At 69.9% G+C, this 10,903-nt stretch carries 9 protein-coding genes; 7 read left to right on the forward strand and 2 right to left on the reverse strand.

The genetic code is table 11. The annotated features are described in order from the left end of the window. Window positions 1-109: 109 nt before the first annotated feature. A complete protein-coding gene (gene ilvD / locus ACIBLC_RS23840; RefSeq protein ID WP_399213166.1) occupies window positions 110-1,963 on the forward strand; it encodes a dihydroxy-acid dehydratase in 1,854 nt (617 codons plus the stop codon). 68 nt (window positions 1,964-2,031) lie between these two features. Here the strand turns inward: ilvD and ACIBLC_RS23845 are convergent, their stop codons facing one another. Next, the gene (locus ACIBLC_RS23845) at window positions 2,032-4,134 is read right to left on the reverse strand and encodes a serine/threonine-protein kinase (protein ID WP_399213167.1); all 2,103 of its coding nucleotides are present in this window, start codon (window positions 4,132-4,134) and stop codon (window positions 2,032-2,034) included. A gap of 181 nt (window positions 4,135-4,315) precedes the next feature. Between ACIBLC_RS23845 and ACIBLC_RS23850 the strand changes: the two genes are divergently transcribed. From ACIBLC_RS23850 to proC, 6 genes are all read left to right on the forward strand, one after another. Further along, on the forward strand, window positions 4,316-4,642 hold the full coding sequence (locus ACIBLC_RS23850) for an SH3 domain-containing protein (protein WP_399213168.1): 327 nt from the start codon (window positions 4,316-4,318) through the stop codon (window positions 4,640-4,642). 47 nt (window positions 4,643-4,689) lie between these two features. Beyond that, a complete protein-coding gene (locus tag ACIBLC_RS23855; protein ID WP_399213169.1) occupies window positions 4,690-5,178 on the forward strand; it encodes an EamA/RhaT family transporter in 489 nt (162 codons plus the stop codon). Between the two features lie 181 nt (window positions 5,179-5,359). After that, window positions 5,360-6,154, forward strand: a complete 795-nt coding sequence (locus tag ACIBLC_RS23860) for a class I SAM-dependent methyltransferase (protein ID WP_399213170.1) — start codon at window positions 5,360-5,362, stop codon at window positions 6,152-6,154. Window positions 6,155-6,698: 544 nt separating this feature from the next. Continuing rightward, window positions 6,699-7,577, forward strand: coding sequence for an ABC transporter ATP-binding protein (locus ACIBLC_RS23865; RefSeq protein WP_399213171.1), 879 nt, complete (start codon window positions 6,699-6,701; stop codon window positions 7,575-7,577). Beyond that, window positions 7,574-8,380 carry an ABC transporter permease gene (locus ACIBLC_RS23870; RefSeq protein ID WP_399213172.1) on the forward strand — a complete coding sequence of 269 codons (807 nt, stop codon included), beginning with the start codon at window positions 7,574-7,576 and terminating at the stop codon, window positions 8,378-8,380. Before ACIBLC_RS23865 ends, ACIBLC_RS23870 begins: the two co-directional genes overlap by 4 nt. Before the next feature lie 97 nt (window positions 8,381-8,477). After that, window positions 8,478-9,287 carry a pyrroline-5-carboxylate reductase gene (gene proC / locus ACIBLC_RS23875; RefSeq protein WP_399213173.1) on the forward strand — a complete coding sequence of 270 codons (810 nt, stop codon included), beginning with the start codon at window positions 8,478-8,480 and terminating at the stop codon, window positions 9,285-9,287. A gap of 39 nt (window positions 9,288-9,326) precedes the next feature. Here proC and trpS read toward each other — a convergent pair whose 3' ends face one another. Next, window positions 9,327-10,325: a tryptophan--tRNA ligase gene (trpS, locus tag ACIBLC_RS23880; protein WP_399213174.1), complete on the reverse strand. Its 999-nt coding sequence runs from the start codon at window positions 10,323-10,325 to the stop codon at window positions 9,327-9,329. Window positions 10,326-10,903: the final 578 nt, after the last annotated feature.

The raw sequence follows: 10,903 nt of genomic DNA on the forward strand, positions 1-10,903 counted from the left end.
ACACCCTGTCCAGCCCTTGGAGCACCGGCGTACGCTCGAATCAGTCACCACCAGCAGTCACGACTGCCGGCCCGCACGAGCCGGTATCCCTGCGAAGGAGCGAGCGACGATGCCCGAGCTGAGGTCCCGCACAGTCACCCACGGCCGCAACATGGCGGGCGCACGCGCCCTTATGCGCGCCTCCGGTGTACCGGGTGCGGACATCGGCCGCAAGCCGATCATCGCGGTCGCCAACTCCTTCACGGAGTTCGTGCCGGGTCACACCCACCTCCAGCCGGTCGGCCGGATCGTGAGCGAGGCCATCACCGCGGCCGGAGCGATCCCGCGCGAGTTCAACACGATCGCGGTCGACGACGGCATCGCGATGGGCCACGGCGGCATGCTGTACTCGCTGCCCTCCCGCGACCTGATCGCGGACTCGGTGGAGTACATGGTGGAGGCCCACTGCGCCGACGCCCTGATCTGCATCTCGAACTGCGACAAGATCACCCCCGGCATGCTGATGGCGGCCCTGCGGCTGAACATCCCGACGGTCTTCGTCTCCGGTGGCCCCATGGAGTCCGGCCGGGCCACGCTGGTCGACGGCACGGTCCGCACGCTCGACCTGGTCGACGCGATCTCCGACGCCGTGAACGACAAGATCTCGGACGAGGACATCCTCCGTATCGAGGAGAACGCCTGTCCGACCTGCGGCTCCTGCTCCGGCATGTTCACGGCCAACTCCATGAACTGCCTGACCGAGGCCATCGGCCTGTCCCTCCCCGGCAACGGCTCGGTCCTCGCCACCCACACCGCCCGCAAGGGCCTGTACGAGGACGCGGCCCGCACGGTCGTCGACATCACGCGCCGGTACTACGACCAGGACGACGAGTCGGTCCTGCCCCGCAACATCGCCACCATCGCGGCCTTCGAGAACGCCATGGCCCTCGACATCGCGATGGGCGGCTCCACCAACACGATCCTGCACCTGCTGGCCGCCGCCCAGGAGGCGGGCGTCCCCTTCGGCCTGGACGAGATCAACGAGGTCTCGCGACGCGTGCCCTGCCTCGCCAAGGTCGCGCCGAACGTCGCCAAGGACCGCACGTACTACATGGAGGACGTGCACCGCGCGGGCGGCATCCCGGCCCTGCTGGGTGAACTGCACCGTGGCGGCCACCTGAACGAGGACGTGCACTCGGTCCACAGCCCGTCCCTCTCCGACTGGCTGAAGACCTGGGACGTGCGCGCAGGCTCCCCGTCCCCCGAGGCCCTCGAACTGTGGCACGCGGCCCCCGGTGGCGTCCGCTCCTCCGAGGCCTTCTCCCAGTCCGAGCGCTGGGAGGCCCTCGACGTGGACGCGGAGGGCGGCTGCATCCGCTCCGCCGAGCACGCGTACTCCAAGGACGGCGGCCTGGCCGTCCTCAAGGGCAACCTGGCCGTCGACGGCTGCGTCGTGAAGACGGCCGGCGTCGACGAGTCCATCTGGACGTTCGAGGGTCCCGCGGTCGTCTGCGAGTCCCAGGACGAGGCCGTCGACAAGATCCTCCGCAAGGAGATCACCCACGGCGACGTCGTCGTCATCCGCTACGAGGGCCCCAAGGGCGGCCCCGGCATGCAGGAGATGCTCTACCCGACCTCCTTCCTCAAAGGCCGGGGCCTCGGCAAGACCTGCGCCCTCATCACCGACGGCCGCTTCTCCGGCGGCACTTCGGGCCTGTCCATCGGCCACGCCTCCCCTGAGGCGGCCTCGGGCGGCACGATCGCCCTGGTCAACGACGGCGACCGCATCCGCATCGACATCCCGAACCGTACGATCGAGCTCCTGGTCCCCGACGAGGAGCTCACCGCCCGCCGCGACGCCCTGAACGGCGTCTACGCTCCCGCGAACCGCGACCGCAAGGTGTCCGCCGCCCTGCGCGCGTACGCGGCGATGGCGACCAGCGCGGACAAGGGCGCGGTGCGGGACGTCTCCCTGCTGGGCTGACGATCCGTAGGCGGGGCCGCTCCTACGGGGGCGGCCCTTTCGCTGTCACCAGGCCGACGGGTCGCCTGTCACCAGGCTGACGGGTCGCGTCCGTCCATTCCGAGGACCGTGCCGTCGGGGGCACTCCCGTAGACCCGGCCGTCGACGATCACGGGCTCGGGCAGCGCGGCCTGGACCCCTTCCGATCCGGCGCCGATCCGTGGTGGTGTCTGTCCGAGGAGCTCTCCGCTCCGGGCGTCGATGGCGAGCAATCGGCCGTCGGCGGCGGTGAAGTACACGTGCCGGTCGTCGGAGACCGGCGCGGAGCCCCAGGTCACGGACGTCTCCAGGCGCCACTTCTGCTCCTGGGCCTCCAGGTCGACGGCGACAAGAGAGCCGCCAACGGTCAGCAGATGCACAAGGTTTCCGCGCACGGTGGCGACAGCCTGCTCGAGGTGAACGGGCAGGGGCACCCGGCGTGACGCCCGGGTCTCCGGGTCGTAGCGCACCACGGCATCCACGTCTCCGTAGACGCTGTCGACGGAGACGAGGACGACGGCACCGTTCGTACTCCCGATCGGCTTCAGCGAGCCGTCGAGCTTCGCGTCCCACCGAACGTCCCCCGTGTCCGGGTCCACCGCGGTGACGCGCGTACTCGCCCCGTCGCCCGCCGAACTCGTCGCGTAGGCCAGCGGGTCTCCGGCGAACGAGACGAAGTACGGCACACTCTGGTTCGCTATACGGCCGCTCCACTTCGTCTCGCCCGTCGCGCTGTCCACGCCGGTGACCTTTCCGGCGGTGCTGGTCAGCAGGAGCATGCCTCCCGCGTACTGCCTGTCGTTGTACGCCGAGACGTCCAGGCTCCAGCGCGCCTTGCCCGAGGCGGGATCGAGCGCTTGCAGGCGTCTGTCGCCGTTCGTCAGGATGTGCACCAACCCACCCGACAGGACGGGCGGCTTGTCCGAAACGCCCAGCTCGGCGATGGGGCGCCGCCACCGCACGGTGCCGCCCGCCGGGTCGAGGGCGACGACCATGCCCGGCTGCGCGCAGATCAACTTCTCTGCCCCGTACGAGCATTGGGGCATTCCCTTGGCTCCGGGTGCCGGCTTGGTGGCCCAAGCGCCGAACGTCGCCGACGTGGAGGTGGAGTGCGAGGCGTCCTTCCGCGGTGTGCCGCTGTCACCGCCGAGCAGCTGAACCGAGGCGAGTGCGCCGCCCGCGAGAAGGGCGACCGCGCCGGTCCCGAGGACGGCTCGCTTACGGAAGTGCCTCCCGAGGCGCGCCTTGGACGCCTTGACGCCCGGCTGCGGCTTCGGTGAACCACCCAGTCGCTGGGCCGGAATGAACGCCTGAGTGTCGTACGAGGCCGCCACCGAACGAAGTTCCCGCATCAACTCGTCAGGAGTGGGCCGTTCCTCGGGCTCCTTGGCGAGGCAACGCAGCACCAGCGGAGCGAGGTTCTCCGGTACGCCGGTCAAGTCGGGCTCGTCATGAACGACTTGGTAGGCGACGAGGTAAGGACTGTCGGAGTCGAAGGGCCCGCGCCCGGTCGCGGCGTGAACCATCACCGAACCGAGCGCGAAGATGTCGGCGGCAGGGCCCACCTCCCGCGGCCGGCGGAACTGCTCCGGCGCCATGAAGGGCGGCGTGCCGATCAACTTGCCCGTCTCGGTGTGCAGTTCGCTGTCCTTTGGCCGGGAAATGCCGAAGTCGATGACCTTCGGACCGTCCTCGGCGAGCAGGACGTTGCTCGGCTTCAGATCCCGGTGCACGACTCCCACACGGTGAATGTCGCGCAGCGCCTCGGCGAGACCGGCCATCAGCCGGCGCAACTGGCCGACTGGCATGGCCCCGTTCCGCTTCACCTCGTCGTCGAGAGTGGAACCCGGAATGAATAGCGTGGCCATCCAAGGACGTTCGGCCTCCGGGTCGGCGTCGACGACGGAGGCCGTGAAGGCGCCGCTCACCCGCCGAGCCGCCGCGACCTCCTGCCGGAAACGCCCCCTGAACTCGGGGTCCTTGGCGTACCGGGCGTGCACGACCTTCACGGCCACCCGCATCCCGGACGTACTGCGGGCGAGATGCACTACACCCATGCCGCCTGAGCCGAGGCACGACTCCAGGCGGTAGTGGCCCGCGTACTCGGGAAGTTCCGCTTCCACGCCCGCTTCGTCGTTCCGCTGTGGCGCCATGGGAACCCCCGTGCTGTGTTCGTCCGCGCGCGCGACGCACGGAGCCTAGTCGATGACTCGTGCGGGACGGAGGCGGCTTGCTAGCCTCCGCGTGCGAGAAACGCACGGGTGTGAATGGCCTGATTCAGGGGAATCAACGGGGTCCCATGGCAGTCATGGGGTCCAACGGGGGAGAGCTTTCATGTCTGTTGACGGTATTGAGGAAATCGAGAGCGGGGACCAGGAACTGGTCCTGACCGCTGCGACCGCGGCGGCGGTTCTGCGCTACTACCCGGTCGCGCCGGGTGTCCGGCTCAACGTCCGCAGTGGTCCGGGCACCAGCTACGGCGTCGTCCGAGTCCTGGCGGAGGGCGCCCAGGTCCCGATCCGCTGCCAGCGACCGGGAGGAACAGTGACCGGCCCGTACGGCACGTCGAACATCTGGGACAACATCGCCAGCGGCGAGTACGTCTCGGACGCGTACGTGAACACCGGCAGCGACGGCTACGTGGCCCCTCGCTGCGCCTGAACGACCACCGGCAGGGCCCCGCGGCCGCCCGGAGCGATAATCGACGCGTGAGCGACGACAACACCGGCACCCCCGCGGGGCCCCAGCCCGAACCCATCCGCTTCTTCGGCACGACCTGGGTGGACCACACGGACGGCTACACAGTCCGTCGAGCGGCCGTGGCCGTCGGTTCGCTGGCCGCCGCCGCGGCCGCCTGCCTCGTTCTCCGCTTCGCCTACCAGGGCCTGGAGATCGCGAACGTGGGTACGCCGGTGAACCTCCTGGTCGTCGTGATGTTCGCGGTGTGCAGCGCCCTCGCGTTCCGTCAGACCTCGGCCGCGTTCACCAAGCGCCCCGACCCCGACCGGCAGGCCTCCCTCCGGGGCCTCCTCGCGATCGGTTTCATCGGCTCGCTCCTCGCCTACTTCTTCCGCTCCCTCACCGAGGCCCCCGGCGAGAAACTCCACCGCGAGGAGTACGAGACGGCTCGCGAGCAGTACGAGCGCCGCAGCAAGCGCCGTACGGGCAACCCTTCGAAGAAGCGCCGCACCTCATAGCGGGCCCAGTTCAGCCCGTCCGGCGTTTGAGGACGAGCGCGGAGCGCGACAGGGGGGTCTGGGGGCGCAGCCCTCAGGTACGGGACGGGAAGGGGCGGAGGGGGCGAAAACTCCCTGTCCGCCCACCCCGAATCCCATCCCGAACCCCTCCCCGTACAACCACCCGCGCCACCATGACCGTATGACGCCCCACACGCACTCCCACTCCCACACCACCCGAGCCCACTCCTTCAACGCCGCCGCAGCCCAATACGCCGCGAACCGCCCCTCCTATCCCCCCACCCTCTTCGACGCGATCGAGGACCTCGCGCGCCGCCCCCTCACCGGGGCAAGAGTCGTGGACGTAGGCGCCGGCACGGGCATCGCCACCGCCCTCCTCGGGGCGAGGGGCGCGAACGTGCTGGCCGTCGAGCCGGGCCAGGGCATGGTGGCCGAGTTCCGCCGCACGCTCCCCGACACCCCCGTCGTCCTGGGCAACGGCAACGCCCTCCCGCTGGCCACAGGCTCCGCCGACTTCCTCACCTACGCGCAGTCCTGGCACTGGACCGACCCGGCCCTCGCCGTCCCGGAGGCGTTCCGCGTGCTGCGCCCGACGGGCGGCGCACTCGCCCTCTGGTGGAACACCGAGGCGCTGGACATCCCCTGGATCGCGGAGGCGGCCGACCGGATCGAGCGCTACCTCGGCATCGACGCGGTCGTGACGAAGAACGGCAGTGGCGCCCAAGCCGCGGCCGCCCTCTCCACCAGCCCGGCCGTCCCCCTCCACGTCGACCGCCACCAGGTCCGCTGGAGCCGCCGAGTCCCCCTCGACACCCACCTCGCGAACGTCGGCAGCCACTCCGCCTTCCTGGTCCTCGGCGAGGAGGGCGCGAACACCTTCCTCGCCGAGGAGCGCGCCCACCTCCTCGGCGCCTTCCCGGACGGCATGGTCGAAGAGGTGTACGACGTCGAACTGATCGTCGCCACCCGTTCGTGATCCCGCCCGGCGGCCCACCCGTCGAGGGCCGCCACCGGAATCACGCCGAGCACCCCGGGCGCCACAGCGCTGAACACCAGCAACCACACCCCGTACAGCACCCGCGACACGTACGTGCCCGCGCCGGCCCCATTCCCCCGAGAGCCGGCGCGCACGAACGCCGTGATCATCGGCGGCGCACCCAGCACTCCGCGGACATCGTTCCCGGCGCTCTGCGCGATCAGCCCGCGGCCGTAGCCGGTACGCGGCCCTCGACGCGGCCGGCCCACCGCCCCTCCGCCGAACAACTATTCGGCCGAAGCGATCAGCGCGAACACCAGCACGCTCCTCGACCCGCCGCACGGACAGATGGAACACCCCGGTTCCGGTCACGACCGACGCGAGCCCCACCGCGAGAGCCGCGGATGGGCTTGAGGCCGGGCTCGAAGCCGGACTTGAGGCCAGGCTCGAAGCCGGACTTGAGGGTGGTTCGTGGCCGGGATTGAGGAGGACAGGCGTGCGGCCGGGCTTGACGGGTCCGACGAGCGAGAGCAATATTCATCACATGATGAATATTGCTTCGGGTCCACCCGACCCCACCGCGGAACCGCCCCACCCCACAGGCCCGCCCGCCGTCCGCGCCGAAGCCCTCACCGTCGTACGCGGCACCCGCACCGTCCTGCGCGGACTCGACTTCGCCGTACCCCGCGGCCAGATCACCGGGCTGCTCGGCCCCTCCGGCTGCGGCAAGTCGACCCTGATGCGCGCCACCGTGGGCACCCAGGCCAAGGTGACCGGCACGCTCGAAGTCCTCGGCCGCCCCGCGGGCGACGCCGCACTCCGCTCCCGCATCGGCTACGTCACCCAAGCCCCCTCCGTCTACGACGACCTGACCGTCCGCCAGAACCTCGACTACTTCGCCGCGATCCTCGACCCCGGACACGCGAGCGCCGAACGCCGCCGCGCCGACGTCACCCAGGCCATCTCCGACGTCGACCTCACCTCCCACGCCGACTCCCTCGCCGGCAACCTCTCCGGCGGCCAGCGCAACCGCGTCTCCCTCGCCGTCGCCCTACTCGGCACCCCGGAACTCCTGGTCCTCGACGAACCGACCGTCGGCCTCGACCCCGTCCTGCGCCGCGACCTCTGGAACCTCTTCCACACCATCGCCACCGAACGCGGTGCCACCCTGCTGGTCTCCTCCCACGTCATGGACGAGGCCGAGCGCTGCCACCGGCTCCTCCTGATGCGCGAGGGCGAGATCCTCGCCGACGACACCCCGGACGCCCTGCGCGACCGCACCGGCTCCGACACCGTCGAGGCCGCCTTCCTCCACCTGGTCGACGAGGCGAACGCGGCGGGCAACCGGCCCACGACGACACACGGGGCGGCCGGCAACGACTCCCCCTCCGGCGACCACCCCCGCAAGGAGACCGTCCGATGAGCACGACGACCACGCCCACCGCACCCCGCCGCACCGACGGCCACGAGAGCCCGCGCGCGAGCGCGATCAACCTCTCCCGCACCTCCGCCACCGCGGCCCGCGTACTGCGCCAGCTCCGCCACGACCCGCGCACCATCGCGCTGATGGTCCTCATCCCGTGCGTGATGCTGCTCCTGCTCCGCTACGTCTTCGACGGCAGCCCGCGCACCTTCGACTCCATCGGCGCCTCCCTCCTCGGGATCTTCCCGCTGATCACGATGTTCCTGGTCACCTCCATCGCCACCCTGCGCGAACGCACATCCGGCACCCTGGAACGCCTCCTCGCCATGCCCCTCGGCAAGGGCGACCTCATCGCCGGCTACGCCCTCGCCTTCGGAGTCCTGGCGATCATCCAGTCGGCCCTGGCCACCGGCCTCGCCGTCTGGTTCCTGGGCCTCGCCGTCACCGGCTCGCCCTGGCTGCTCCTCCTGGTCGCCCTCCTGGACGCCCTGCTGGGCACCGCCCTCGGCCTCTTCGTCTCGGCCTTCGCCTCCTCGGAGTTCCAGGCCGTCCAGTTCATGCCGGCCGTGATCTTCCCGCAGCTCCTCCTCTGCGGTCTCTTCACGCCCCGCTCCAACATGCACCCCGTCCTCGAAGCCATCTCCGACGTCCTCCCCATGTCCTACGCCGTGGACGGCATGAACGAAGTCCTCAAGCACACCGACATGACAGCCACCTTCGTCCGCGACGCGCTGATCGTCGCGGGCTGCGCTCTGCTGGTCCTGACCCTGGGCGCGGCCACCCTGCGACGCCGGACCGTGTGACCGGTGGGCCGTCCGCCCAACGGACAGCCCACCCCGTCCCGCATCCCCGGTGCGAGGATGGGCCCCCGGACGACGCACCCCCGGAGGGCACCGCACCATGACCCAGAAAGTCGCAGTCCTCGGCACCGGCAAGATCGGCGAAGCCCTGCTCAGCGGAGTGATCAGGGCCGGCTGGCCTCTCGCCGACCTGCTGGTCACCGCCCGCCGCCCCGAGCGCGCCAAGGAGCTCCAGGAGCGCCACGGGGTCACGCCGGTCACCAACGCCGAGGCAGCCAAGGCCGCCGACACCCTGATCCTCACGGTCAAGCCGCAGGACATGGGCACCCTCCTCGACGAACTCGCCCCCCACATCCCCGCCGACCGTCTGGTCATCAGCGGCGCGGCAGGCATCCCCACCTCCTTCGTCGAGGAGCGCCTGGCCACCGGCACCCCGGTCGTCCGTGTCATGACGAACACCCCCGCCCTCGTCGACGAGGCCATGTCCGTCATCTCCGCCGGCAGCCACGCCACCGCCGAGCACCTCGCCCACGCCGAGGAGATCTTCGGCGCCGTAGGCAAGACGCTCCGTGTCCCGGAGTCCCAGCAGGACGCCTGCACCGCCCTCTCCGGCTCAGGACCGGCGTACTTCTTCTACCTCGTCGAGGCCATGACGGACGCGGGCATCCTGCTCGGCCTGCCCCGCGACAAGGCCCACGAACTCATCGTCCAGTCCGCGATCGGCGCCGCCGTGATGCTCCGCGACAGCGGGGAGCACCCCGTGAAGCTCCGCGAGAACGTCACGTCCCCCGCGGGCACCACGATCAACGCGATCCGCGAACTGGAGAACCACGGAGTGCGCGCCGCGCTGATCGCCGCGCTGGAGGCAGCCCGCGACCGCAGCCGCGAGCTGGCCTCCGGCAACAGCTAGAGGAACCGGGGCCGGGCCCGCCCCCGGCCCCACCGTCCTTCAGCCCGCCGCCAGCAGGCCGATCGCCTGATACGCCGCGTCCACCCTCGGCCGTGCCATCGCCCTGGCCTTCTCCGCCCCGATCCGCAACACCCCCTCCACATACGCAGGATCCGCGCACAATTCCTTGTGCCTTTCCTGTACGGGCCTGAGGAGCTCGACCACGGCCTCGGCGGTGTCCTTCTTCAAAGCTCCGTACGATTCATATACACCGCCCAAGGCCTCGGGGTTCCCGCCCGAACAGGCCGCGAGAATCTCCAGCAGATTCGAGACCCCCGGCCTGGCCTCCCGGTCGTACCCGAGGTCCTGCCCGCTGTCGGTCACGGCCCGCATGATCTTCTTCCGCACGACCTCGGGCTCGTCGAGCAGATAGACGACCCCGGGCCCGACGTCATCGGTCTTCCCCATCTTCGACGTCGGCTCCTGGAGATTCATGACCCGCGCGGCGACCGCAGGGCGCGTGGCCCGAGGCACCGCGAACGTGTGCCCGTAACGCTGGTTGAACCGCGTGGCCAGATCCCGGGTCAGTTCCACATGCTGCGTCTGGTCATCACCCACCGGCACCTCATCGGTCCCGTACGCCAGGATGTCCGCCGCCATCAGCACGGGATACGTCAGCAGCGACAGCCGCACACTCCCACCGCGTACCCGCTCCCGCGCCGCCTTCTCCTTGTACTGGATCATCCGCCGCATCTCCCCGTCGGTCGCGACGCACTCCAGCACGTACGACAGCCGTGCGTGCTCGTCCACATGACTCTGTACGAACACGGTGCACAGCTCCGGATCGAGTCCCGACGCCAGCAGCAACGTCGCCGCCTGCCGACTGAGTCTGCGTACCCGCCCCGGATCGTGGTCCACGGTCAGGGCATGCAGATCGACGATGCAGAACAGGGCATCGGCCCGGTGCTGATCGACGTCGGCCCACCGCCGCACGGCGCCCAGATAGTTCCCCAGCGTCAGATGCCCGGTCGGCTTGATCCCACTGAAGATGCGCGTCATCTCTCCACCTCCTGGTCGAGGCCGCCGCACCCGCCGGCCGGCTCTCCAGGAGGGAGATACAAAAACGGCCACCGAGGCGGCGGCCGTTGAGTACATACGTGTGTACGGCCGCCGTCAGGCGGCCCACCACTGCTGGGTGCACGTATGCGTAGTCACGGTCACAAGCTACGCCTCCGAGGCCCCTCCTGGAGCGGAGTTGACACACCTCGACGTCGTACGTAATGTTCTCCGGGCTGTCCGACGTGAGCGCCGACTCCGGTCGGTCCCCGGACGGCCATTCCGCAACAAGCACTCAACGAACGACGAACCGTTGTCGGCTCGTTTTCCTGCGTGTTTGCGAAATGAGGAATCCGCGTTCGAAAGAACGCCACCCCGATTAGCTCGGGAGCCGAGATTCCGCTAATGTCTCACTCGTCGGAACGGCCGAAGGGCCGGGAAGACAAGCCCCGCTGACTGGGAATCAGGCCCGAAAGGATCTGGTAGAGTCGGAACCGCCGGAAAGGGAAACGCGAAAGCGGAATCCTGGAAAGGCGCCGAGGAAATCGGGTCGGAAACGGTCTGATAGAGTCGGAAACGCA

The sequence above is a fragment of the Streptomyces sp. NPDC050535 genome (assembly GCF_044457665.1).
Lineage (GTDB): Bacteria > Actinomycetota > Actinomycetes > Streptomycetales > Streptomycetaceae > Streptomyces.

What these genes read in the sequence shown, in the direction of transcription:
- trpS (WP_399213174.1), bottom strand. Translation starts at nt 10,325, where the DNA reads ATGACGCGCATCTTCAGTGGGATCAAGCCGACCGGGCATCTGACGCTG.
- ACIBLC_RS23850 (WP_399213168.1), top strand. Translation starts at nt 4,316, where the DNA reads ATGTCTGTTGACGGTATTGAGGAAATCGAGAGCGGGGACCAGGAACTG.
- ACIBLC_RS23860 (WP_399213170.1), top strand. Translation starts at nt 5,360, where the DNA reads ATGACGCCCCACACGCACTCCCACTCCCACACCACCCGAGCCCACTCC.
- ilvD (WP_399213166.1), top strand. Translation starts at nt 110, where the DNA reads ATGCCCGAGCTGAGGTCCCGCACAGTCACCCACGGCCGCAACATGGCG.
- proC (WP_399213173.1), top strand. Translation starts at nt 8,478, where the DNA reads ATGACCCAGAAAGTCGCAGTCCTCGGCACCGGCAAGATCGGCGAAGCC.
- ACIBLC_RS23845 (WP_399213167.1), bottom strand. Translation starts at nt 4,134, where the DNA reads ATGGCGCCACAGCGGAACGACGAAGCGGGCGTGGAAGCGGAACTTCCC.
- ACIBLC_RS23865 (WP_399213171.1), top strand. Translation starts at nt 6,699, where the DNA reads ATGATGAATATTGCTTCGGGTCCACCCGACCCCACCGCGGAACCGCCC.
- ACIBLC_RS23870 (WP_399213172.1), top strand. Translation starts at nt 7,574, where the DNA reads ATGAGCACGACGACCACGCCCACCGCACCCCGCCGCACCGACGGCCAC.